Origin of the sequence: Bacillus infantis NRRL B-14911 (genome assembly GCF_000473245.1) — a bacterium.
Lineage (GTDB): Bacteria > Bacillota > Bacilli > Bacillales > Cytobacillaceae > Bacillus_AB > Bacillus_AB infantis.
In genome coordinates, this window is record NC_022524.1 from 2,302,409 (window position 1) to 2,326,891 (window position 24,483).

The window sequence follows — 24,483 nt, forward strand, 5'->3', positions numbered from 1 at the left end:
TATGACTGATACTACCATTATATTCTGTCATGCATGTTTTTTACAGGAAAAAACCGCCATTTTATCAATGGCGGTTTCCCTTGCTGGAATTCAGTTTTGCTTCAAGGAAGAAATCTTTTAAATAATCGATGAAATTTTCGTCTCTGGCCAGCCAGGCGGAATGGTTCCTTTTGAGGTCATGTTCCGCAGCCGTAAAGCTGTCATATTCTTCCCCTGCTGTTCGGCCATTCACATCAATTTTCCATGAGTCGTTGTCCTTGAAGATGAGGAAATGATCTCCCTTTCTGTTCTCATAAAGAGAGCCTGAGCCGGATTCTTTGTGATTATGTTCATTTTTATAGGCGTCACCCTTAATGGGGTCTTCTGAAAAAACGTCTTTCACAAAAAGGGAAAATGCCTCTTCAGTCATGCTGCTGCCTGATGCTTTGCCATGCCCGCCGCCTCCGAACCTTCCTGCTATTTCTGAAACATCGATATGATCATGGATGGTCCTGTAGCTTATCCTTTTTCCGCCTATGCTGAGCAGGGCAATATAGTCCAGGTGAGGGAATTCCTTTCCAAGCTCATTGCCAAGCTCGGAGTGGTAAGACTCTGCGTGGACAATTCCCGCACAATGCTCCCCTATAAAAGCCTGGACGATTTCCCGCTTTTTTCTTCTCATATAACGTTCAATCTTGTCTTCTTCCATTTCGAGAAGTTTTTTCTCAAATTCATCAAACTCGAATGACGCGCTATCTTTCAGCCGGTCGAGCATCTTCTCTTCAAATTCTTCAATGGAAAGAAGGAAAAAGAGATCATTCAGCTGTTTTGACTTCATGTTCCCGTTCTGGTCCCATTCCCATGTATCATATTGCCTGACGAGCTCTACAAATTCTTTAAGTGCTTCTGTTGGGGTTATGTGGTCTTTCTTGATCAGATAATCGAAAAACAGGGACGTTGCAGAAGCAAGCCGTCCGTCATCATATTCCACGGTTACACTCGCCCAGCTGCTGCTGTTCAGATGCAGAGCGGATTTATGGTGATCGATCAGCTGCACGGAGCCTCCCTCCTTCTGCAGCTGGCTTAGCCGCTGTTCATTTTCTTCATTAACAGATAAATCTGTGATCAGCAGTATATCCTGTTTCTTTTCTTTGTTTTTCAGCCGGTCCAAATGACGGCTTATCTGTATATCCAATCCGGAGACCGAATTATAGCGGACCTCTGCCTTGTCACCATATGCAAGCTTTGCTAATATTCCGCAGCCTATCCCATCAAGATCATTATGTGTAAATAATCGGTACATACTACACCTCGCCAAAAATGTTGTCCTGAATAGTGTGGTGAAACTTTCCTGTTTTATGCCTTTTACCCAGCTGGAACAAAAATTAAAAATATTTTGTGGAATAAGACAAGTTCCCCCGCCCCCCTGGCATATCTTTAATATAGATCAATTCAAAGGGGGATCTGTATATGCCATTTTTAGTTTTAAAAAGAAGTACCGTTATTTTCGCACTGGTTCTGCTGGCAGCTGTCGTGTCGGCAACAGGCTGGTTTTTGCTGGGCAAGGACAGCATAAGTGTATTCAGCCAGGATAAAGCAGCGGCGGCTCCAAGAGAAATACACATGGTCACAGGCGAATTCAAGGCGACGCTGCCTGATGGAAAGGAACTTGAAGCATACCGCTGGGATCCTGGAACGATTTTCATCAAGGAAGGCGAAGAAGTCGTTTTAAAGATTTCCGGCATCAACGGCATGGAACATCCGTTCATCATTGAAGGAACTGATATAAAAGGGATCGTGAAAAAAGGCGGTGAAACATCAGTGCTGGTCAAGATTGATAAAGAAGGCATTTACCGCCTGGTCTGCCTTACCCATCCTGATAGAGACAGCAACGGGCCGATGATCGGGTATATTGTTGTGGATTGAAAGGAACCACCGCACCTTTTGATGGCGGGTGGACAGATTCGGGAATAGAATACGCCGGCATTGTGTTTTTTCTGCTTGAAAGGAAGAATATCGGAGTGCCTATTAGATTAAACAAACGGCGTTTTTTGAGGAGACTAGTGTGGAATTAAGAATCTAAGACCGGAGTGCTTCACGGATTCTTTCTGAGACCTTCTGGCAAGCAGTTTACGGAACAGAGTGCCTCATATCATCCAGATGAGACACTTTGGCAAGTATTATACAAATTAGCGAGATCCAGTACAGCCGACTAAGACCCTCTGGCTAGCAATTCTCAAATCAGAGGGTACTAGTTCAGCTGACTAAGACCCTCTGGCTAGCATTTTTCAAATCAGAGAGTACTAGTTCACCCGACTAAGACCCCCTGGCTAGCAATTCTCAAATCAGAGGTTACTAGTTCAGCCGACTAAGACCCTCAGGCTAGCAATTCTCAAATCAGAGGGCACTAGTACAGCCGACTAAGACCCTCAGGCTAGCAATTTTCAAATCAGAGGGCACTAGTACAGCCGACTAAGACCCCCTGGCAAACACTCCACAATTCAGAGGGCTTTTGATCAGCCGACTGAGACACTCGACCTATACAGTCCAGTTTGCCCGAGCAAAATTTCAACTCAATGAATAAACCTCAGTTATGTTTCCCGATTAAATAAAAAGAGGATTCCAGCGCATCAGGCTGGAACCCTCTTTTTCCAAGATACATTTGCTGTTCAGTATAGCCAATGCCTTCCTATCGCCCAATAAACATCTGTGTCCAGTAATGCCCGTAGCTGCCTCCTTTGGCATATCCGACGCCGATTTCGGTGAAGCTGCTGCTGAGGATGTTTTTGCGGTGGCCTTCACTGTTCATCCAGGCGGTGACTGCAGCCTGTGGTGTGGATTGTCCGGCAGCGATATTTTCCCCTGCTGTCCTGTAGGAAATTCCAAAGCTCTTCATCATATCAAATGGTGTACCATAGGTTGGTGAGTTGTGATCAAAATAGTTTTTGTTGATCATATCCTGGGATTTGTACCTTGCAGTCCTTGAGAGCTCCCAGTTGGACTTAAGTGGCTTCAGGCCGTATTTCGCCCTTTCTTTGTTTACCAGCTGGACTACCTGTTCTTCGGCAGATTGTTCGGCTGCTGCTGAAGGAATGGTGATCCTCTGGCCCGGATAAATGAAATGAGGGTTTGTGATATGGGAATTCAGATTGATGATTTCTGTAATGCCCGCCTGATATTGCTGGGCTATTTTCCACATCGTATCCCCTTTTTGTACTGTATGTACGGTTGAAGCGTCCGCTGTTAAGCGCGTTCCAAAGACAAAGGTGACGGAAAGCAATAAAATGATAGAATATTTCAGTAATGTTTTCATACTGCTATTTAACCAGATAGATAGTCTCAGAGCCAGCGGTAATTCCTGGCCATTTTTGCGGGATTTGCCCTCTCTGATGAAACCTGGAAGTGGAGTCAAATATTCATAAATGTTTCACAAAGCTGCACTCAAAGGCCTTTTTGCACTCCATCAATTCCTATATAATGGAAATGAGGTGAGAACTATGTTGTTGTCCATTAAAAGGTATGATAAAGCTACTTTTGCAGTACTTGCAGGCATGGTAATCGCAGCAAATTGCCTGCTTTATCGGACATCTTATTTAGCTCCTGTCCCTAAGGGAGTTTATTGGGGCACTTTGGCGGATTTGTATATTGTCCTGCCGGCTTTGGTTTATTTTCTCCTTTTAAGGAGAAAACACTCTATTCTATATTTAAGCCCCGTCCTTTTTGCCGCTTATGTACTCTCACAAGTGATTATCCCTGACGGGCACCTGCAATCAGCCAATATGCTGCAGTTTATGCTTATTCTCGGGGAAATCTTTATCTTCTCGGCTGCAATACTGGGAAACAAACAAAAAATATGGCAATTTTATAAAGAACTTAATAGGCGGAACACCCATGATTCTTTTCTGAAATACAATTTGGACAAAGCAGCCGGAAAGTATTTTTCTGATTCAGCGGCTCTCAGGCTTTTAATGTCTGAAATCGCCCTTTTCCACTATTCCTTATTTTCTTGGAAAAGAAAGCCTCTGACAGACACTGGCACTGTATTTACCTATCATAAAAAGAAAAGCTCAGCGGCCGTTTACATCATGCTGATTCATGCAACAGTTCTTGAATCGGTTGGACTGCACTTCTTTCTGCATCAATGGAATGCGGTTATTTCTTATATTCTTCTTATAGTGAATGTGTATGCAGTTTTATATTTCATCGGAGAGCTGCATGCAATGCGGCTGACCCCTTATCTATTGACACAAGAAGTCCTTTTGCTGCAAACAGGGCTTTCCAAAAGCATGGAAGTGAAGCTCAGCAATATTGAAAGCATATCTTTCTATGAAGGTCCCGAAAAGTTTACAAAAAAAGAACTGCAAACTCTCTATGATGCAAGGGCCATCGACTTTATGCAGGAAAAGCCTCAGATTGAAATCAGGCTTAAAGAGCCGGGAAAAGTACTGATGCCTTTCGGAATAGTCCAGCAGGCTGACCGGATTGTTCTGGACGCTGATGAACCGCAGGCATTCGCTGAAGAACTTAAATCCAGACTTCCAAAGTAAGAAAAGCCGTCCACTGATTGGACGGCTTTTCTTAGTATTTACTGGCTCTGTCCGGCATTTCTGCCATAGGTCCGTTTTTTATTTTTTCCACCAGCTGTCAAACATGGAAGCAGGCAGCTGTCTTTTATGTTCGGTGATCAGGTATCTCTTTTCGATCTTTTCGGCAGATTCAGGTGAAACCTCTTTTCCTTCCAGGTAATCATCCAGCTCATCATAGCTGATCCCCAGCTCAGTCTCATCCGCCTGTCCCGGCTTATTATCAAGAAGGTCGGCGGTAGGGGTCTTGAGATAGAGGCGTTCTTCTGCACCCATTTCCTTCAGGAGCGCCTTACCCTGGCGTTTCGTGAGACCTGTTAGAGGAAGTATGTCTGCTCCGCCGTCGCCATATTTCGTAAAGAAGCCGGTAACTGCCTCTGCTGCATGGTCTGTGCCGATGACAAGAAGTCCTTCCTGGCCGCCAATAGCATACTGGGCAATCATGCGCATCCTGGCTTTTACATTACCCTTATGATAATCAGACAAAGGCTCGCCTTTTGTGATGGTGTCAAATTCTTCTTTAACGGCATCTACAGCATTTTTTACATTAAAAGAGTATTCAGTGTCGGCTTTGATGAATGAAAGAGCAAGCTGTGCGTCATCCTCATCCTGCTGCACTCCATACGGAAGGCGGACGGCTATGAAGCGCACTTCATGCCCTTCACTCCTCAATTCCTCCACCGCCATCTGGGCCAGCCTGCCGGCAAGGGTTGAATCCTGTCCGCCGCTGATTCCGAGCACATAGCCTTTTGCCTGGGAGGCCACCAGGTAATCTTTCAAAAATTGGACTCTATTTCTGATTTCTTCAGAAGGATTAATTTCTGGCTTTATATTTAACTCTTCCATAATTCTTTTTTGCAGATTCATTTTGTTTCTCCTCCTCTATTGATTCCGTTTCACCTTTTCTCTAACTTGCTCAATATTGCGCATTTTGTTTTCCCAGCATAATGTGCTCAAATCAACCGGATATTCCTCAGGATTGAGGGAGCGCTTGTATTCATCCCAGAGCACATGCAGATTGCTCTTTGCAAAAGCTTGTATCTTGTTGAGCTCAGGGGTTTCATATACAAGCTTCCCATCACGGAAAATATCATGATGCAGCTCCTGTGCCTTAAAGCTGGTGATGAATTTGCTGATAAAGGTATGGACCGGATGGAACATTTTCAGCCTTTCTTCTTCTTCGGGCCGTTCATTCTCCATAGCAATATAGTCGCCCTCTGATTTTTGATTAGCCGTATTGATGATCCTGTAAACCTTTTTCAGGCCAGGGGTTGTGACCTTTTCAGGATTGCCGCTGATTTTGATGGTGTCTTTCATGTTACCTTCTTCATCCTCAATGGACACAAGCTTATAAACGGCACCCAGGGCTGGCTGCTCATAAGCCGTGATAAGCTTTGTCCCGATGCCCCATGTGTCTATTTTTGCACCCTGGGCTTTCAGGTTCATGATGGTGTATTCATCAAGGTCATTTGATGCTACTATCTTTGCATTCGGGAACCCGGCTTCATCCAGCATCCTTCTGGCTTCTTTTGAAAGATAGGCAAGGTCGCCGCTGTCCAGCCTTATCCCTATAAAGTTGATTTTATCGCCAAGTTCCTTCGCTACCTTAATGGCGTTTGGAACCCCGGATTTCAGGGTGTCATAAGTATCTACCAGGAATACACAGTCTTTATGCCGGCGTGCATATTTGTGAAATGCAGTATATTCATCCCGGTAAGCCTGTACAAGCGCATGTGCATGTGTACCGGAAACAGGAATGCCGAACAGCTTCCCGGCCCGCACATTGGAGGTTGCATTGAAGCCTCCTATATAGGCCGCTCTTGTTCCCCAGATGGCAGCATCCATTTCCTGTGCTCTTCTCGTTCCGAATTCCATCGCAGTTTCCTCGCCGACCACCTGCTTGATGCGGGAAGCCTTGGTTGCAATAAGGGTCTGGTAATTAATAATATTCAAAAGAGCCGTTTCGACCAATTGCGCCTGGGCAAGCGGAGCTTCAATCCTCATGATCGGCTCGTTTCCGAAAACAAGTTCACCTTCTGCCATTGAACGGACAGATCCGGTGAATCGCAATTCTGCCAGATACTCAAGGAAATCTTCTTTATAGTGAAGCTCATCCCTTAAATAATCGATATCTGTTTCAGTAAAACGGAAATTTTCGAGATAGCCTATTACCCGTTCAAGGCCGGCAAAAATACCATAGCCGTTTCCAAACGGTAGCTTCCGGAAAAATAGCTCAAACACCGCTTTACGGTTATGAACGCCATCCTCCCAGTATGTTTCGGCCATATTGATTTGATATAAGTCAGTATGAAGAGTCAAACTGTCGTCCAGATACTTTCCTTTCATGTCCTACCTCCAATGATTACTCTATTACCAAAGCATTCAGGCTGCCTTTGAAATGCTCCAGTGCCCAGCTGTGTCCTGCCTGGTTAAAGCTTGCGACCGCCTTCTCATGCACGATGATTTTATACCCTTTATTATAAGCATCCACAGCTGTATGAAGAACACAGATATCGGTACAGACCCCTGCCAGATGGAGCTCTTCAATCCCCCGCTCCCTCAGCTTAAGTTCAAGATCAGTTCCTGCAAAGGCACTATAGCGCGTTTTGTCCATCCAGTGGACATTTTCCTTACTCTGGTGCTGCATAAACACATTTTTCAGGCTGCCATATAAATCCCGCCCTTTAGTACCTTCTATGTTATGGGGCGGATAAAGCTCTGTTTCAGGATGAAAAGGATCATTTTCTTTGTGGAGATCAATGGCAAAAACGGTATAATGCCCTTCCTTTATGAAAGTCTCAGTAAGGTTTGTTATGTATTCTTCGATTTCCTGGGCAGGCTTGCCGCACGGCAGGGCTCCGATTACAAAATCATAAGTGTAATCAATATTGATTAATGCTTTTTTCATACAGAATTCCTCCCTTGCTCTTTAAGAATAAATCTATTATAAGCCAATTCATGGAAGGAATCATCCCGGAGCTTTCTCCAAAATGGTTCATCTTTTACGATGATACCCCAACTTCAAGCTATTTACTCTTATAAAGCCCTGCAACCGGCTCAGAATCTTTGACAGCCCAAGCACACTCCCGGGCCTGAGAATATCATGTAAAGATGAAAGGAGTGTGACAGATGATTAATTGGAAGCAGTTCTTTGCTGTATTGATCCCGGTCCTTCTGATAGCGGCCATTCCTTTTATTATTTTCCACTGGGGTCCTTCAAAGGGAGATGACAGCGGCGGAAATGAGACCGATCCCGAATCGGTGGTGTGGGGAGTCGATTCCGCCAGCCTGACGACAGAGGAACTATTTTCCTGTGTTAGAGATAACTTTGGGAACCCTCAGATCTGGGGAAGATATCTGGGAACTAAAGAAGGAGTTTCACAAGGACTGACAAAAGAGGAAGCGGCCTTTCTGCAATCCAATAATGCCGGAATCCTGCTGATCAATAACCAATTCACAGATGCTACAGGCATGGAAAATGGAACAGAAATAGGGAATCTGGGGATTCAGCTTGCCAGTGAGCTGGGGGTTCCGGAAGGTACAGCCATTTTTGCTGATATAGAACCTGACTATCCGGTTGACTCTGACTTTATTAGAGGCTATTACGGCGCTATGAGTGAATCTCCATATGAGGCAGGGATTTATGGTGTTTTTTCCAGCAACAGCACTCTGTATGCCGCTTATAATAATGCTGCCGCAGACTCAGCCGGATTGAAGGAGAATGTAATTATTTGGACAGCTTATCCTCAAGCTGGGATTTCCACTGAAAGCGAGGCACCTGCCTACAGTCCGGAAGCACCGGAAGGGTCAGCTGTGTTGGGCTGGCAATATGGACTAGATGCCGAAGCCTGCAATATTGATACCAATCTATTTAAGGGGCGTATGATTGAATATATATGGAAGTAGAACCGTCAGTCCGGCTTAAGGAAGCCGGACTTTACTTTTAAGTAAACTTATATATTTTTTGGTTGACATTAAATTCTGAAAGGTTTACATTTTAATTGTTAACATACATAAGATTATAGTTTACTGAAAAGGAGAATCATGATGACGAAAGATCAACTTAAACTTAGGTCAATGATTGTGACTGCATTATTTGCAGCGATCATCGGGGTGCTGGCACAGATTACTGTTCCGCTGCCTCTCGTGCCAATTACCGGCCAGACGCTGGCAATCGGACTGGCAGCTACCATACTTGGCTCCCGTTACGGAACTTTATCGGTTATTCTTTATCTGATTATCGGCGCTGCCGGTGTTCCTGTTTTTGCTGAATTTTCAGGAGGCATTTCAAAGCTGGCCGGTCCAACGGGAGGGTATCTTGTCGGCTTTATTCCTGCCGCTTTTATCACCGGGCTGTATATTGAAAAAACGGGTTTTACCTTCAAGCATGCTTTAGTGGCCAACATAATCGGGATGTTCGTTACCCTCATTTTTGGAACTGCCTGGCTTAAGATTGCAGCAGGGCTTGGATGGGGTGCTGCAATCGCAGGAGGATTTACGCCTTTCCTTGCTGTAGGAGTCATAAAAGCGGCCCTGGCAGCCTGGGCCGGGATCATTGTAAGGCGAAGGCTTGTGAGTGCAAGGCTCCTCTTCACGTCAGGACCCGCAGTAAAAGAGTCTGCATAATGTAATAAAAATTGAGGGCTGTCCATTATGAGGGCAGCCATTTTATTTTCCCAGTATTTTCTTTACAATAAACGGTGTTCCTAGAAGGACTGGGAATAGATAATAGCTGAGCCTGTACAAAAACAGGATGAGCATGGCAGCTTCACCTGCAACCCCCTCCCTCTGCATCATTAAGAGGAAGATCAGATCAAAAGATCCTGCTCCGCCCGGAATCATGCTGATAATTCCAGTACACAGCGCGATGATGACGATTGGGAACAGCTGAAAAAAGGATATGTTCACCCCGATTGTATGGGATATCCCCCATATGCATAGGACGATGAACAGCCATTCAAAGATTGAAATGGCAACCAGCTCAGATACAAAGCCTTTCCGGTTTCCGGGAATATCCCAAAAAGGCTTCCGGTGCCAGTAAAGTGCCAAAAAAAGCGGGTTATAAAGTGCAATCGCCCATAAGGGCACACTCTCCCAGCCATCCAGCGGCCCTGCAGAATTGGTTAGGACAGCAATTGCAAAAAGAGAAAGACCGGTTAAAAAGAAGAACGAGAGCTTGGCAGCCGTCAATACCAGCGGACTGTCCTTCGGCAGATATTTCTTATAGAAATATGTCCTGAGGGTGGCACCCGCTATGCCTCCCAGACCCACGATATTGGAATACGCGTTAGCTGAAAGTGAATAAAAGAATAATTTTGTTTTCGGTATATGGACAGAAAACATCTGAAGCAGTACAACATCGTAAAAGTACATTGGAGAAAGGGCGGCGATTCCAAGAGCAAATATATAGAGCAAATCCAGGAATGAAAGACTGCGGGCCAATCCGGCAGAAGCATCCCAGTCCAATTTGGAGAGCATGCCTTTAGCCTCATATCCTAAGACAATGAAAAATAATGCTGGCAGGGCAAGTTTCAGCAGAAAGATATATTTATTTTTTATTGCCACCCTTTTCCTCCTCTCTGTTAATCTGCTATAACTTATCCTATTCATTCTTTCGTTTAAAAAGAATCTGCAGCCTGCTGAATCAGTTGGACCGCCGCCGGGCAACATTGCCTTTAGTGCTGAAATAGCATATAATGACAGTATTGGCCTACTAATGTATGGGGTGAATGAATGTTTGATCTTTTAATGGATTTTACAAATATTCCGGCTGAATATACTTTGTATGCGAGCTTCATGCTTGGCCTTACAGTAAAGTTCTTATGGGCATGGAATATTGAATACTCTTTCATGGAATCTACCTGCAAGCCAGCCGAGCTGGGCGCCGGTTCTGAAAGCCTTAAGCTTTACGAAGCATGCGGCAGGCCCTTCAGCCCGCTTCTCCGCTGGATTGCCAAATATATACGCGCCAAGGAAGGATCGGGCAGCGACTCCGAGGATGCAGACTCCTCCATTTTGCTTAAATTTGCTATCTAAAATTTAAACTAATGGAGGAATTAAATTGAAATTGAAAAAAAATCCTGCTGCATTTCTTGTTCTATCTTTAACAGCTATCCTTCTTTCCGCATGCCAGGCATCACAGCCCGGCCAGCAGAGTGATGGCTTTTTCAACACCTATCTGGTCCAGCCTTTTGCAAGTGCCATCCATATGGTCGCTGAATTATTTAATGGCAATTTCGGTTTATCCATCATCCTTATTACGCTGATCATCCGCCTGGCCCTTATGCCGCTTATGCTTAAGCAGTACAAAAGGCAGCAGGATATGAAAGGCAAAATGGATGTGCTGAAGCCGGAAATGGACAAGATCCAGGCCCAGTTGAAAAAGACGAAAGATCAAAAAGAACAGCAAAAGCTGCAGCAGGAAATGTTTGCCCTTTACCGCAAGCATGGAGTCAACCCGCTCAATATGGGCTGTCTTCCTATCCTGATTCAAATGCCTATTCTGATGGGCTTTTACTATGCCATCAGAAGTTCTCATGAAATTGCTACCCATTCTTTTCTATGGTTCAACCTTGGACAGCCTGATCTGCTCATAACAGCTGCAGCAGGCATAGTCTACTATCTGCAGTTTAAAGTGACTCAGGCCAATATGCCAGTCCAGCAGCAAAACCAGATGAAGTTCATGGGACTGCTCTCGCCGGTCATGATTGTGGTCTTCTCCTTCAGCGCTCCAGCAGCCCTGCCATTATACTGGACTGTAGGAGGAACATTCCTTATCGTGCAGACCCTTATCGGACGCAGGCTTTATCAGACGGCTCCTGCAGCCAAAGAAGCGGAAATATCTAAGTAATATTGAAAGAAGCATGAGGGAAACCTTCATGCTTCTTTTTTGTATAAATGGCATGGAACTCTGAAATAATGAAGAATAGAAAGGATGTGGGATTTTGATCAGCAAAAGACTATTTCTAACGGGATTTGCAGCCCTCTCTGTTCTCCCCGGCTGCGGAATTAATGAAAAAGATACATATGATGATACTGCTATCAGGGATATGGGAAGCAAGCAGACTGAAAATCTCATCAGCAGCCCGAAGGAAGACAGTGAAACAAACACAAAGCTGACAGATCCAACAAGGACATCTTATGAAGGGAAAAATGAAGCGCCCAGGCTGATCCTGGATGAAAATGCTTCTAATAGGATCAGCAGTATGGACATGGTTAATGATGCTGTCGTGATTAAAACGAATAACCGCACGTTTGTTGCGGTAAAGCCAGGTAATGATTACCAGCTTGCCGAAAACTCCAGACAGGAAATCAAACAGGCAATGCAGGGAGAAAACTCTGCAAGAACGGTTTATTTAACAGAGGATGCAGAGTTTTATAAGCACGTAAAATCCTATCAGGATGCAATCATTGCCGGAAAACCGGTTGATCAGCTATACCAGGAGTTTATAATGCTTGCAGAAAAAACATTTCCAAGTCTTAAATAGGATAGATATGCACCATTTTCTGTATGAGCCTTTCTTTTACTTCCGGCCATTCTTCTTTTAAGATGCTGTAAAATACAGTATTCCTGGCGTATCCATTTGCTATGATCCTGTCTTTCCGAAGAATGCCCTCTTTAACTGCACCGAGCCTTTCAATTGCCTTCTGGGATCTGACATTCCTGCTGTCCGTTTTTAGCTGGACCCTGTTCATATCCCATTGTTCAAAAGCGTGCCTAAGAAGGAGAAACTTGCATTCCGTATTCACAGATGTCCTCCAGACATCTGGCGTATACCATGTTGAGCCGATTTCAAGCGTTTTATTTTCCGGCAGGATGTCCAGAAACCTGGTGCTGCCCACAAGCCTGCCGGATTCCCTCAGGGCCACCGAAAAAGCCAGGTGTTTCCCTTCCTTCTCCAAATCCGCCGCTTTCTGGATATCTGCCTCCATTTCATCAAGGCTAAAGATTTTTGACGCCGTATATTCCCAGATCTCCTTATAATCAGCAGCCTCCCACAGCAAACTGCTTTGTTCTTCATGCATTGGGCTCAGCCTGACGGTCTTTCCTTCAAGGATGGGCGGTTCTATCCATAATGCCATAAAAGTTCTCCTCCTGTTCTGCTAAGAAAAACTATATTCGACAATGGTTGAGAAAAATCCTTTTTCAAAAATAAAAAGCCCCAGGCATATGCCCGGAGCTCTCTTCTTAAGCTTCCTGAAAGTAATCTTTATAAAAACCGCTCACTTTTCCGGAATTGTCTACGACAAAATAAAACTCTTCTGTCTCATTTTTTACTTCATACTCTTTGCCCTCAGTAAGCGCCCTGTTCACAATATACTTGGCTGCATTCGTATGGACGCATTTTACTGTTTTTAATGTTGGCCGTTCATGCCAGTCTAAATGGATCATCTTTTGCCACTCCTTCAGCTTTTTCACCTTTTAGTATAAAGAATCGGGAGCCTATATAGCAACTGGATTTTCCTCTTCATCCGGTTTTGGCTGGATATTAGTAATGATGTTATCAATATATTCTTCATCGAAAGTGTACATTTCACCTGTCACTATATTCTTGCATGTTACATATGTTTTTTGGCAAATATTATCTAGCCGGATGAATTCTAAGTATTGATAAAGCTTTTTCTTATAGATTACTTCAATCAGCAAGCCATTATCCATAATCATATTCATATGCTGACCCTCTTTCTGAGATGATGGCAAAGGTTATTTACCACCTTGGGAGCCAGTATTAAACCTATGGATAGGCTTTAGCAGAAATTTTTATTCCTTTTGGCCAGCTAAAGGGCTTTGGGAACGGAGCGCAGCGATCTTTCCTTCTAGCTTCTTGAAATATTCCCCGCTTAGCCTCCCCTTTGCACCCCGAAGGATCTCTGCAGCATAATGGTCAGGAGGTGCAAGCTCATCCCGTTTATTATAAACATGAAAGGAAAGGACATTTTTATGCAAAATGCCTTCTGATTTGATATCAACGAAAACGGGCCTGTACAGTCCTCCATGAAAACCTTCACGGATGAACAGGTATTCGACTGCATCATATGGCAATCGGTAAAGGATCCCCTCAGTCAATCCGCCATCCTCAATGATATCTCCCCTGCCCTCGTCCGGCCTCTCCAGAAGATATTTCATTGAGTAGCCTTCTAAGGTGCCTGATCCAATAATCTGCTGAAAAAAATGATCCACCTTTGCCAGTCTGAAGCGTTCATCGTCCATACAGGAGCCGTAAGCAAAATATAATACGTCTGCAGGGCGTTCTTCCATAAATCTGTAAAGTTTCCAATCGCCATGAAGGATAGGTTTCGCCAAAAGATCATCTCTGTTGGATATATAAACAAAACCGCTGAGGGAGCCGGCATCCGTATGGATGTCCTGCTCCACCCTGTCATAGAGATTATCCTTCCGGCCAGGAATATAATCCTCCAATTCATCAAGGTCCTTGAATTGATCCAAGTGCACTTCATATAATTCCCCGTATACTTTCTGATTGGCTGAAGCCTTCATGGAAGGATAGCCCAGCCCTGTGTCATACAGTTCCCCGTAAACCCATGCCTGCTCTGCCAGGCACCTGCCGGTTTCCAGCAGATAGTGATTCTCTTCATGCTTTCTCAATGTACCGTACACAAACAGCTTTACGTAAGACAATGTCAAACCTCCATATTGATATAAAATGAAATGTTGATTCCCGTCATTCCTGCCTTACGCCTATTATACAGAATATAGAAAGCAGGGGCTAATGAAGACCCTGCTTTACCTGGCTACAGATTAAGCTGGCTGCAATGGCATGCCGGCCTATTCTTAAATAGTGAAAAGTGGCAGTAAAAAGGATATTTTTCCTTTTTTTCCTTTTCTAAAAACACTATACTTGCCAATTCCTTTCCCCTGTATTGACTGAGCTTCTCAATTACATAAGTATCTTCATACATCATGCTGCGCCTCCCGCTTTTTGATATTCTCATTATAATCTGCAGAGCATTCTGCAGCATTGGCGGGAAGGAGGAACAGTATTCAGACTTTTGATTGAAAAAGGAAGTATCTTATTTATGCCGTAACAGGGCTCCTTGTTCTTTTTCTGCAATCTCTCTTGCTTTTTCCCTTAATTTAAACTTTTGGATTTTCCCGGAGGCTGTCATCGGATATTCTTTGACAAACTCAAAATACCGGGGAATTTTGTGCCTGGATATTTTTCCCCGGCAGAATGACCTGAGTTCCTCTTTCCCAGCGGTTTCCCCTTCCTTCAGGATGATCCATGCCATCAGCTCTTCCCCGAAAACCGGGTCAGGAACCCCGGTGACCTGCACGTCCAGTACCTTGGGATGGGTATATAGGAATTCTTCAATTTCACGGGGATATATATTTTCTCCTCCCCTGATCACCATATCCTTCAGGCGGCCGGTGATGCTGCAATAGCCGTTCTCATCCATAACAGCAAGGTCCCCTGTATGAAGCCACCCTTCACTGTCAATGGCCTCTTTTGTTGCATCAGGGTTGTTGTAGTAGCCTTTCATGACATGATAGCCCCTTGTACATAGTTCCCCTTGGGTCCCCCGGGGAACTTCATGTGAAGTCCCGGGAGTTACAATCTTGACTTCGACATGCGGCAGCGCCTTCCCAACTGACTCTACACGAAGCTCTATGGGGTCGTCTGTCCTTGTCTGTGTGATGACTGGGGATGATTCTGTCTGTCCGTAAGCAATCGTAATTTCAGCCGCTCCCATTTTCTCAATGACAGCTTTCATCACCTCAATCGGGCAGTTGGAGCCGGCCATGATCCCTGTCCTCAGTGAAGAAAGATCATATCCGCCAAAGGATGGGTCGTTAAGCTCGGCAATGAACATCGTCGGTACACCATGAAGGCCGGTGCACTTTTCGTTTTGGACAGTCAGCAGCACCTCTTTCGGGCTGAATTCCCGGACAGGGAGCATAGTAGCTCCGACAGAGACACAGGCGAGGGTGCCAAGCACACATCCAAAGCAGTGGAAAAAAGGGACAGGAATGCATAGACGGTCCTCTTTTCCCAGTTCCATGCAGCCTGCGATATGGTAGGCGTTATTGATGATGTTAGCATGTGTCAGCATTACGCCTTTAGGGAAACCGGTTGTCCCTGAAGTATATTGCATGTTAATGACATCATCTGGGTCCAGTAATTCCATCCGGCGGTCGAGATCTCTGTCTTTTACTTCTTCTGATAATTGAAGGATATCTTCCCAGCAGTAGGCTCCAGGATATCTGTTTTTACTCATGACTATAATATTCTTCAAAAAGGGAAGCTTCTTGCTCTTCAGCTTGCCGGGCTCAGATTTCCTCAGCTCAGGTACAATTTCATAAAGCATGTCTATGTAAGAAGAACCCCGGTAATTCTCCTGAAGGATCAAAGTGGAAGACTCTGACTGCTTAAGCAGATACTCCAGCTCTGAAGCCTGGTAATTCGTGTTCACTGTGACAAGGACAGCACCCATCTTGCCTGTGGCAAATTGGCAGGCAAGCCATTCTGGTGTATTTGCCGCCCAAACAGCAAGGTTTTCTCCTTTTTCAATGCCCAGTTTCATTAAGCCTTTTGCAGCCTTCCGGCAATATTGGTCAAACTCATGGTATGTCATCCGCAGCCCTTCTGTATGATAAACGACAGCTTCATGCCCCGGATGCAGCCGTGATTTCTCTTCCAATAATTTTCCGACTGTTGTATTAAGCAATCCCTGCATATTCCCCACTCCTTCTAATGTGTTGAAAAGGCTTACAAATATGTTATCATATTTTACAGAATATTCAATTATTGAGAGAGGGAAATAACCCTGCATCCCCGGCAGGGCTTATCAATAATTATGGCTTGCTGCAGGAAAACAGCAGGAATAATGGTATCCTTCTTCTTCGTTCATACTCCGATTTATCCATAAATAATCCTTCCTGAGGAACTGCTTCTTTCAAGCTTTCAACAGTCAGTCCTGCCTGCTGGAGGAGTCCAAAATAGTTCTCAACCGTTCTGTGGTATTTTACTACTAAGCTCCCCATCCATGGCTCCTCCCTTTTTCCAGTCAGAAAATAGTCGTCAACGATCCATTCGTTTCTTTTTCCATCACTGTCCGTGCTTTTGAAAGAAGAAGTCAAAAGGGGGTGCTGCAGGCTGATGACTAGCCTGCCCCCAGGCTTCAGGGCTGAGCGGATGTGGGATAAAACCGGGCCAAGGTCTTCTATGTAATGAAGGACCAGCCTGGATAAGACCAAATCATATTTTTCCTGCTCCCACTCATAATCTTCTATCCTGCTATGAATCACTGTTCCATTGGAGTTCCCCATCCGCTTTTGTGCAAGTCTGGCCATATTTTGCGACCCTTCGATTCCAGTATAAGAAGCACATCCCGCTTCCAGCAGGCTGGCAGCATATGAGCCATCACCGCACCCAATTTCGAGTATTTCCTTGCCTGAGGGGCTGCCGGCCAAAGAATAAAAGGCAGGCTCTTCCATTGTATGATTCGGACTCTCTGCCCGATATCTCCTGGAAAGATAGCTGCTGAAAAACCCTTCCTCATCATAAGCTTCCGGTCCCTTAAATGGCATCATTCCACCTCTTTCTTCATAAATTCAAATCTTTTGAATTTTATCACAAAAAACCAAAACAAAAAAGGCGCCTTAGCGCCTGCCTACTCTTTTGCACGATTATGAATGGCCTTAAGGTAAAATGTTCTTTCCCGGGGACCATCGAATTCACAGAAATAGATGCCCTGCCATACACCAAGCAGCAGACTGCCGCCGGTAACGATGACATGCTGTGAAGCTCCCATGCAGGAAGCTTTCAGATGGGCGGCCGTATTCCCTTCCTCATGCCGGTCCTTTAAATGATTCCATGGAAAGGTTTCATCGAGACGGTTGATCATATCAATTTTTACATCTGGATCTGCATTTTCATTAATTGTCAGTCCTGCCGTTGTATGAGGGCAATATATAAGGATTGCTCCTTCAGTGAGCTCCTGATCTAAGGCAAATTCCCTTACAGTATCAGTAATTTCTGCTAATTCATCCCGCATCGAGGTAGTTATCGAGTATTTTTTCAGCACAAGCATCCTCCTTTGTTTTTATTGATAGATACCGCCATAAATATGGATCCGGTTCTCTTTCAGGGACGGGCTGTAAGTGACTTGCCAAATCGTTTCCCCAAACTCTGAGAAGATGTTTTCGGTTTCTTCGCTGTATGGTTCACTAAAATCAATCCGGCACCCTCCTGCCTGAACAATTAACGATTCACCCGCAGTCTTTTGCTTAACTGGGGAGGTGCCTCCCAAAAGCTTCGCCCAGGATTCTGCTGTTTCGCTCTTATTCTCAGTCAATATCTTAATGGTCTTAACCGCATGTGACTCCTGGCTGGGCAATAAGATGCCCGTATTTCTTAAATCATTAAACCTTTCTTCATCCTTCTGTTCCCACTCGATGAAAAAAGGATATGGAAGGCGGCCTCCCCCTTCAGCAAAAAGCATTTTCCATTTAATCAATTTACCATCTTTCCTTGTTCTTCTTCCTTTATGGATGACTGTTTTGATGCCATTACTGGCCATTTGCTCCTGCAGCTTGCCGATATGTTCGGTCCTGAAGCAAAGCTGGCCGATTCTTTCTCCTCTTTTTACCCCTTTTATGAGCTGCTGAATCAATGGATTATCAGAAGAAGCAGCAATCTCCGCCTCCTCCACTGCCAGGAATTCTATATATGAAGAATTGAAGTAAATGACACTGTTATAGGTTCCCCAGAGCGGATGCCGGCCGCCCATATATCCCTTCAGTCCCTCTTGGTTCAATTTATCAATCGCTTCAGCGGGGTGCCTGTCAATAAAGTGCACAATATGATCAAGCTTCAAATTCATTTATTTGGCCTCCTTTTTCTTTTTGCAGCCATTTTACTGTAAAGTCAACAATATCCCTTTGACTCATCATCAGACAGTCTGCCTGCCCCAGCTTCCCTTTCATGACAGAATGCTCTTTTTCAAAAGCCCGTCCGATTTCAGGGAAGCGGTCTGAATCAACCTCTGCCTCTGTATAAGTCTTCCAGATCCTTTTCCCGCCCTCCATCATGGCAGAACTTTGCTTATAGGTTTTCAGGCCGCCTGCTCTGTACTCTCCCAAATGCATGCTTGTGCTGTTGTCGTAACCCACTCCGATCAGGAGTACCATGCTGCCGGAATCATAAAGCTTAGCCAGCGGAGATTCTTCCCCGAATGGTAAATCGGTGGAATGAGTCTGTGTCATTTCCTCTGCCAGGCGGCCGATGGCTGAAAATGAAACGGTAGGATGTCCGCTCCTTCTAGCGTCCGGAAAAGTCCTGAACAGCTCAGCGACCCTGCCCATTCCTCTTGTAGGAGTAGTCGTGGGATCATAAGCCGGCATGCCTTTCCTGATACCATCCCACCATTCTTCAGGTACAGCAGGATTCTGCCAATATTTTGGATCACTGTTTCCCAGTGACTGAGACGGCATCACAATTGTGCCTTGTTCGCCGACGGCGCTAAGTAATGCCTGAATGACTGCCTGTTCTGCACCGCATACCCAGCCGATTGAACTGAGGCTTGAATGTACAATTAAAGTCATTCCTTCACGCACACCGAGACTTTCAAGATCTTTCCTGAGCGTCTCTGCTGTTATCAGGCTTGTGCTTCTGCTTACTGCTTTTTCTTCACTCATTATGCTTTCACTACTTCCCTGTCATTGTATGTCTCTCACAGTCTATTTTACTTTTTTTTAATAACCAGAGTCTATCTTCCGCCAGCTGTAAATTTCTATTCATACCCTAAATCGACAGAAATAATCGATTTGAGGTAGGTTGCTTAAAATAGGTACTTTAGGACCGATTGTAAATTTTTTTACCTTATTGCTTTTCAAAATGAGCACAATCATTTACAATAAATGAATAGTAAGAATATTCAATTCTTTTTCTGGGAGGAATGCAAAATGAAAATTATGAGTAATGAACAACTTGTCGTCTCGTATCGTGATGCATTGAAAACTGGTATGGAAAAAGAATGGATCAACATACTTAAAGGTGAAATTCAGCGAAGAGGACTAAGGCCATTTAAAAATTAATGAAGCATTTTACCCGTTTAGAATATTCTAAACGGGTTTTTTAGTATTAACCCTTATGAATTTTTTTAACTGTGCAAGGACTCATGTTCAGCTGCTGCTTCTTTTTCCGCCGCAGCAACCCTCAATTATCTTTTGATATTCTTCTTCACTGATAATCCCCGCTTTTTTCATTAAAGCTGAATAGCAGTATATTTTCTTCTGAATTCGTCCCACTTTTCTCACTCCTGCTTTTTATATAGCTTATTCAAAAACGAGAAAAAGTTTCCTTCGGGAAACTTTTTTAGACGCACAAAAAAGCAGAGCCTGTTAAGGCTCTGCTTCCTATCTATTAAGCTTCAAAAAGCAATGATTCCGGATCTTCGATCAGCTCTTTTACGCGCTTCAGGAAGGTAACTGCTTCTTTTCCGTCAACGATGCGGTGGTCGTATGATAATGCTATATACATCATTGGGCGGTTTTCCATCTTCTCGGCATCAATGGCAACCGGGCGCAGCTGGATGCTGTGCATTCCCAGGATGCCTACCTGAGGGCCATTCAGGATCGGTGTTGACAGCAGTGAACCGAATACTCCGCCATTTGTGATTGTGAATGTTCCTCCCTGCAGGTCATTCAGTGAGAGTTTATTGTTTCTTGCTTTGTCAGCAAGATCCATGATGTCGCCTTCTATTTCAGCAAAGTTCTTCCGGTCCGCGTCCCGTACGACAGGAACGACGAGGCCTTCTTTTGCAGAAACAGCGATGCCGATATCATAGAATTTCTTGAGTACCAGCTCGTCACCCTGTATTTCCGCATTCAACAAAGGATTCTTCTTCAGGGCAGCAACAACTGCTTTTGTGAAGAATGACATAAAGCCCAGCTTAACGTCATTTTCTTCAAAGAACTTGTCTTTGCGGCGCTTGCGCAGGTTCATTACATTGGTCATATCAACTTCATTGAACGTTGTCAGCATGGCAGCATTCTGCTGAACCTCAACAAGGCGATTGGCAATCGTCTGTCTGCGGCGGGACATGCGGACGCGTTCGACAGGCTTGCTGTCCTGTGCCGGCTGTGCAGCAGGTCCTGGTGATGCAGCTGCTGGCTTTGATTCTTGCTTTGCTGCCTGTGGATTGTATCCGGAAACATCCTGTGCCCTTACGCGGCCAAGAGGATCGGCTGTCGGCACCTGGCTGAGATCAATGCCTTTTTCCCGGGCCATCTTGCGTGCTGCAGGAGATGCGATCGGACGCTGCTTCTTTTCCTGTTCTTCTTCTGTCTGCGGCTTAGCTTCGTTTGTTACAGGCTCTTTCGGAGCAGCCGGCGGCTCAGATGCCTGAGGCGCTTTCTCAGCTAGTGCTTCTTCAGCAGGAGCACTGCCTTCTGTCGCTTCCGTATCAACTGTCGCAATCGTTTCGCCAACCTGGACAGTGTCACCTTCTTGTGCGCCGAGATCCTTGATGACTCCGCTGTATTCAGAGATGATTTCAACATTGACCTTGTCGGTTTCCAGCTCTACGACATAATCCCCTTTATTGACAAAGTCGCCCGGCTGTTTCAGCCATTGAGCCACCGTACCTTCTGTAATTGATTCCGCCAATTCTGGAACTTTAATTTCTGCCACTTTAAAATCCTCCCTCTTCCGTACGTGTTAAGACTTCATTAATGATGCGCGCTTGTTCTTTTTTGTGGACGTTCGGGTCACCCTCTGCCGGGCTTGAACGGCGGCGTCTTCCGGTATAGGAAACTTTTGCACCGGCTGGAGCCAATTCGGAAAGGCGCGGTTCTACAAAATTCCATGCTCCCATATTCTTCGGCTCTTCCTGAACCCATACGATTTCCTCAACGTTTGGATACTGTTCAAGGATGCTTCTGATTTTCTTCATCGGGAACGGGTAAATTTCTTCGACCCTTAAAATATGAAGCCAGTCAAGGTTAGCTGCATCCTCAATATTCTCATGAAGGTCGATCATGATCTTTCCTGTACCAAATACAATCCTTTTCACCTGATCTTTTGCCTGTCCCAATCCAGGCTGTTCAATGATCGGCTGGAAGGCTCCTTCGCTGAGCTCCAGCCCGTTGGAAGCAACATTCGGGTTGCGCAGCAGGCTCTTAGGCGACATGAGGACAAGTGGCCTTACTTCTTCCCTGTTCAGGATGGCAGCCTGTCTCCTCAGAATATGGAAGTACTGTGCAGATGAAGTCAGGTTGGCAACTGTCCAGTTGTTTTCAGCTGCTAAAGTCAGGAATCTTTCAACCCTGCCGCTCGAGTGCTCTGGCCCCTGGCCTTCATAACCATGAGGCAGAAGCATGACAAGACCGGATTTCTGTCCCCATTTCGCTCTTCCAGCGGATATGAATTGGTCGAACATGACTTGTGCAGCATTGGAGAAGTCACCGTATTGTGCTTCCCACAGCACTAAAGTTTCAGGTGCGAATACATTGTAGCCGTATTCAAAGCCGACAACAGCCATTTCTGACAGCGGGCTGTTATGGACTGCAAATGAAGCTTTAGAAGAAGAAAGCATATGCAATGGTGAATAAGCTTTTCCTGAACTGCTGTCATGAAGGACAACATTTCTCTGGGCAAAGGTTCCGCGTTCTGAATCCTGCCCGGACAGGCGGATTGGCGTACCATCCTTCAGGATGGAGGCGAATGCCAATGTTTCTGCAAGGCCCCAGTCAATTTTTCCGTTGCCTTCGAGCGCTTCAGTCCTGCGCTTCAGGATTTTGTCCAGTTTATTGAAGACCTTGAAATCTTCAGGCCATGTCAGAAGCTCTTCATTGATTTGCTTTAATGTCTTCAGTTCAACAGCTGTGGCTAATTCAGGAATACCTTTTTCAACCGTTTCAGGCGGATTGGTTTCCTCAACTTCCTTTTTCTTATCTGGAACTTTATTATAGGCCTCTTTCAGCTTATCAAGAACCTCAGCATCCATTCCTTCCAGGCTTTCCCTGGAAAGAGTGCCGTTTGCAACCAGCTGTTCACTGTATAGTGATTTAATGGTTGGGCGCTTATGTATAACATTGTACATAAGCGGATTTGTCGTCATCGGCTCATCCATTTCGTTGTGTCCGAAACGTCGGTAGCCGATCAGATCAATCAGAAAATCTTTATTGAATTTCGCCCTGTATTCACAGGCGAGCTGGGCGGCAGCTACCACAGCTTCAGGATCGTCAGCATTTACATGCAGGATCGGAATTTCATAGCCCTTGGCAAGATCGCTTGCATACCGGGTAGATCTGGAATCCTGGGATTCTGTTGTAAATCCGATCGTATTATTTGCAATGATATGAATGGTTCCGCCAGTACGGTAACCAGTAAGCTGGCTGAGATTCAATGTTTCTGCCACAGTTCCCTGTCCCGGGAAAGCTGCGTCACCATGAATAAGGATTGCCATAGCCGAGCTTGGATCTTCCTTCGGATAGCCGGAAGCGCTTCTGTCATCCTGGGCTGCCCGTGTGAAGCCTTCAACTACCGCGCCGACGAATTCAAGGTGGCTCGGGTTATTAGCAAGCGTCAGTCTTGCTTTAGTCGTGTTTTCCTTCTTGATCTGCCTGTCCAATCCCAGGTGATATTTTACGTCGCCTGTCCAGCCGTAGTTAATGCCGATAGAACCTTCAGAAGGCACAAGCTCTTTATTCGGCGCATGCTGGAATTCAGCGAAGATCATTTCATACGGCTTACCAAGCACATGGGCAAGCACGTTCAGGCGGCCCCGGTGAGCCATTCCGATATTGATCGTCTTCGCGCCGTCGACAACAGATTCTGCAACCAGCTCGTCCAATAGCGGCACAAGCGTATCAAGCCCTTCGATTGAAAAGCGTTTTTGCCCGACAAATGTGCGATGAAGGAATTTTTCAAACTCCTCAACCTCCATCAGCCTTTTCAGGACTCCCACCTTCTTTTCATTTGAAGGTTCGGCAAGCAGTGTGCCTGTTTCCACCTTGTTCCGAAGCCAATTCTTTTCGTTCACATCGTATACATGATGAAACTCATAAGCTATTGTTTGGGTATATACATTCTTAAGATGCTCTATTGCTTCAAATCCATTGCGTACATGTGAAGGGGCATCTGAACAAATGATCGATGCCGGCACCTGCTCCAGATCATTCCGGGTCAATCCATATTGCTCCAGCGCAAGGATGTCTTTCTCCGGCTTATTGTTTTTTAATGGGTAGATATCAGCCGAGATATGGCCGTACGCCCTGATATTATCCGCAAGGCGGATAGCTGCCAGCGTTTTTTCCAGCTGTCCGGGAGCTGCAGCCTGGACAGGCTTATCATTTTCAAAGGTGTCAATCTGAGTTTGTTCAGGAGATCCCCACTTTTCAAAGTACTCTCTCATTTCAGCGTCTACTGATTGAGGGTCCTCCAGGAATCTTTCATATAATTCAATAACATAGCCAAGGTTTGGTCCATGAAACCCCTGTAAAGGTCCCTCGCCGTTGGATGGCGTTTTCATGAAAATTACCTCCGAGTGTTTTTTTAAGAAAACATTTAGTTTCCGGCATTTTATCCCGTAAATTTTTACCCTAATATATGAAATAGTAACGCAAAATTGTATGAATAATAATTTTATTCAGAGGATAAAACGTTTTCAATGACATTTTACCACGCAAATCCCTATCGTACAAAGGATTTAAACTGAAAATTAGAAGAAAAATGTAATTTTTTTTCATCACCTTAAAATCTATATTAAAAAAATGATTTTTCTATTTTTTTTCGCTCCATTATGAATATAGTAATGTTATAATAGGTAGATATCTAACTTTAGGACTGTAAAGGATTAAGGGATTCTTGTGAATAAACAGCGATTATTATTCTAATAGTAAAAAATAAAACCGGGAAAGATTCCCGGTTTTATTTTTTTCCTATGTTTCAACTTA

25 protein-coding genes are annotated in these 24,483 nt (G+C 44.8%); 8 read left to right on the forward strand and 17 right to left on the reverse strand.

From position 1 onward, the window contains the following. Positions 1 to 64: 64 nt before the first annotated feature. Complete coding sequence (locus N288_RS11460) at positions 65 to 1,282, reverse strand: DHH family phosphoesterase (protein ID WP_009793805.1); 1,218 nt, start codon at positions 1,280 to 1,282, stop codon at positions 65 to 67. A 167-nt stretch (positions 1,283 to 1,449) separates the two neighbouring features. Between N288_RS11460 and N288_RS11465 the strand changes: the two genes are divergently transcribed. Continuing rightward, a complete protein-coding gene (locus tag N288_RS11465) occupies positions 1,450 to 1,905 on the forward strand; it encodes a cupredoxin domain-containing protein (protein WP_009793804.1) in 456 nt (151 codons plus the stop codon). A 763-nt stretch (positions 1,906 to 2,668) separates the two neighbouring features. Here N288_RS11465 and safA read toward each other — a convergent pair. Then, on the reverse strand, positions 2,669 to 3,292 hold the full coding sequence (safA, locus tag N288_RS11470) for a SafA/ExsA family spore coat assembly protein (RefSeq protein WP_009793802.1): 624 nt from the start codon (positions 3,290 to 3,292) through the stop codon (positions 2,669 to 2,671). Between the two features lie 184 nt (positions 3,293 to 3,476). Here safA and N288_RS11475 point away from each other — a divergent pair, with 184 nt between their 5' ends. Then, complete coding sequence (locus tag N288_RS11475) at positions 3,477 to 4,526, forward strand: hypothetical protein (RefSeq protein ID WP_035402573.1); 1,050 nt, start codon at positions 3,477 to 3,479, stop codon at positions 4,524 to 4,526. Between the two features lie 78 nt (positions 4,527 to 4,604). Here the strand turns inward: N288_RS11475 and nadE are convergent, their stop codons facing one another. Genes nadE through N288_RS11490 form a run of 3 tightly spaced genes read right to left on the reverse strand, consistent with a single transcriptional unit; the run spans position 4,605 to position 7,470 of the window. Then, positions 4,605 to 5,429 carry an ammonia-dependent NAD(+) synthetase gene (nadE, locus tag N288_RS11480; RefSeq protein ID WP_009793800.1) on the reverse strand — a complete coding sequence of 275 codons (825 nt, stop codon included), beginning with the start codon at positions 5,427 to 5,429 and terminating at the stop codon, positions 4,605 to 4,607. Between the two features lie 15 nt (positions 5,430 to 5,444). Continuing rightward, positions 5,445 to 6,908, reverse strand: a complete 1,464-nt coding sequence (locus N288_RS11485) for a nicotinate phosphoribosyltransferase (RefSeq protein WP_009793799.1) — start codon at positions 6,906 to 6,908, stop codon at positions 5,445 to 5,447. 16 nt (positions 6,909 to 6,924) lie between these two features. Beyond that, entirely contained in the window at positions 6,925 to 7,470 is a 546-nt protein-coding gene (locus N288_RS11490; RefSeq protein ID WP_009793798.1) for a cysteine hydrolase family protein, read from the reverse strand. Between the two features lie 221 nt (positions 7,471 to 7,691). On the opposite strand from N288_RS11490, the gene N288_RS11495 reads away from it, so the two are divergent. Together N288_RS11495 and N288_RS11500 are read left to right on the forward strand one after the other, a co-directional pair. After that, positions 7,692 to 8,468, forward strand: coding sequence for a glycoside hydrolase domain-containing protein (locus tag N288_RS11495; protein WP_009793796.1), 777 nt, complete (start codon positions 7,692 to 7,694; stop codon positions 8,466 to 8,468). A gap of 141 nt (positions 8,469 to 8,609) precedes the next feature. Beyond that, entirely contained in the window at positions 8,610 to 9,188 is a 579-nt protein-coding gene (locus N288_RS11500) for a biotin transporter BioY (protein WP_022543861.1), read from the forward strand. 42 nt (positions 9,189 to 9,230) lie between these two features. Here N288_RS11500 and N288_RS11505 read toward each other — a convergent pair whose 3' ends face one another. Then, positions 9,231 to 10,127, reverse strand: a complete 897-nt coding sequence (locus tag N288_RS11505; protein ID WP_022543862.1) for a lysylphosphatidylglycerol synthase domain-containing protein — start codon at positions 10,125 to 10,127, stop codon at positions 9,231 to 9,233. A 168-nt stretch (positions 10,128 to 10,295) separates the two neighbouring features. Between N288_RS11505 and N288_RS11510 the strand changes: the two genes are divergently transcribed. The 3 genes from N288_RS11510 (at position 10,296) to N288_RS11520 (ending at position 12,049) form a co-directional block, all read left to right on the forward strand. Further along, positions 10,296 to 10,598: a hypothetical protein gene (locus tag N288_RS11510; RefSeq protein WP_009793793.1), complete on the forward strand. Its 303-nt coding sequence runs from the start codon at positions 10,296 to 10,298 to the stop codon at positions 10,596 to 10,598. 25 nt (positions 10,599 to 10,623) lie between these two features. Further along, the gene (yidC, locus tag N288_RS11515; protein WP_009793792.1) at positions 10,624 to 11,412 is read left to right on the forward strand and encodes a membrane protein insertase YidC; all 789 of its coding nucleotides are present in this window, start codon (positions 10,624 to 10,626) and stop codon (positions 11,410 to 11,412) included. 94 nt (positions 11,413 to 11,506) lie between these two features. Beyond that, positions 11,507 to 12,049, forward strand: a complete 543-nt coding sequence (locus tag N288_RS11520; RefSeq protein WP_009793791.1) for a YhcN/YlaJ family sporulation lipoprotein — start codon at positions 11,507 to 11,509, stop codon at positions 12,047 to 12,049. Here N288_RS11520 and N288_RS11525 read toward each other — a convergent pair. The 9 genes from N288_RS11525 to N288_RS11565 form a co-directional block, all read right to left on the reverse strand. Further along, positions 12,042 to 12,644, reverse strand: coding sequence for a GNAT family N-acetyltransferase (locus N288_RS11525; RefSeq protein ID WP_009793790.1), 603 nt, complete (start codon positions 12,642 to 12,644; stop codon positions 12,042 to 12,044). The two genes, N288_RS11520 and N288_RS11525, sit on opposite strands and share 8 nt — an antisense overlap. Positions 12,645 to 12,750: 106 nt before the next feature. Continuing rightward, a complete protein-coding gene (locus tag N288_RS11530; RefSeq protein WP_009793789.1) occupies positions 12,751 to 12,954 on the reverse strand; it encodes a DUF6501 family protein in 204 nt (67 codons plus the stop codon). Between the two features lie 51 nt (positions 12,955 to 13,005). Beyond that, positions 13,006 to 13,263 carry a hypothetical protein gene (locus N288_RS11535; protein WP_129612184.1) on the reverse strand — a complete coding sequence of 86 codons (258 nt, stop codon included), beginning with the start codon at positions 13,261 to 13,263 and terminating at the stop codon, positions 13,006 to 13,008. Between the two features lie 60 nt (positions 13,264 to 13,323). Next, the gene (locus tag N288_RS11540) at positions 13,324 to 14,202 is read right to left on the reverse strand and encodes a gamma-glutamylcyclotransferase (protein ID WP_022543863.1); all 879 of its coding nucleotides are present in this window, start codon (positions 14,200 to 14,202) and stop codon (positions 13,324 to 13,326) included. A 392-nt stretch (positions 14,203 to 14,594) separates the two neighbouring features. Then, positions 14,595 to 16,250, reverse strand: coding sequence for an AMP-binding protein (locus tag N288_RS11545; RefSeq protein WP_035402570.1), 1,656 nt, complete (start codon positions 16,248 to 16,250; stop codon positions 14,595 to 14,597). Positions 16,251 to 16,377: 127 nt separating this feature from the next. Continuing rightward, entirely contained in the window at positions 16,378 to 17,112 is a 735-nt protein-coding gene (locus tag N288_RS11550; protein WP_022543866.1) for a class I SAM-dependent methyltransferase, read from the reverse strand. A gap of 83 nt (positions 17,113 to 17,195) precedes the next feature. Beyond that, on the reverse strand, positions 17,196 to 17,609 hold the full coding sequence (locus tag N288_RS11555) for a secondary thiamine-phosphate synthase enzyme YjbQ (RefSeq protein ID WP_022543867.1): 414 nt from the start codon (positions 17,607 to 17,609) through the stop codon (positions 17,196 to 17,198). An 18-nt stretch (positions 17,610 to 17,627) separates the two neighbouring features. Beyond that, a complete protein-coding gene (locus N288_RS11560) occupies positions 17,628 to 18,407 on the reverse strand; it encodes a VOC family protein (RefSeq protein ID WP_009793782.1) in 780 nt (259 codons plus the stop codon). After that, the gene (locus N288_RS11565; RefSeq protein WP_009793781.1) at positions 18,391 to 19,221 is read right to left on the reverse strand and encodes an AAC(3) family N-acetyltransferase; all 831 of its coding nucleotides are present in this window, start codon (positions 19,219 to 19,221) and stop codon (positions 18,391 to 18,393) included. Before N288_RS11565 ends, N288_RS11560 begins: the two co-directional genes overlap by 17 nt. Positions 19,222 to 19,488: 267 nt before the next feature. Between N288_RS11565 and sda the strand changes: the two genes are divergently transcribed. Next, on the forward strand, positions 19,489 to 19,620 hold the full coding sequence (gene sda, locus N288_RS11570; protein ID WP_022543868.1) for a sporulation histidine kinase inhibitor Sda: 132 nt from the start codon (positions 19,489 to 19,491) through the stop codon (positions 19,618 to 19,620). Between the two features lie 328 nt (positions 19,621 to 19,948). Here the strand turns inward: sda and odhB are convergent, their stop codons facing one another. Together odhB and sucA are read right to left on the reverse strand one after the other, a co-directional pair. Further along, positions 19,949 to 21,217: a 2-oxoglutarate dehydrogenase complex dihydrolipoyllysine-residue succinyltransferase gene (odhB, locus tag N288_RS11575; RefSeq protein WP_009793778.1), complete on the reverse strand. Its 1,269-nt coding sequence runs from the start codon at positions 21,215 to 21,217 to the stop codon at positions 19,949 to 19,951. A 1-nt stretch (position 21,218) separates the two neighbouring features. Beyond that, positions 21,219 to 24,059, reverse strand: coding sequence for a 2-oxoglutarate dehydrogenase E1 component (gene sucA, locus N288_RS11580; protein WP_009793777.1), 2,841 nt, complete (start codon positions 24,057 to 24,059; stop codon positions 21,219 to 21,221). Between the last annotated feature and the right edge of the window lie 424 nt (positions 24,060 to 24,483).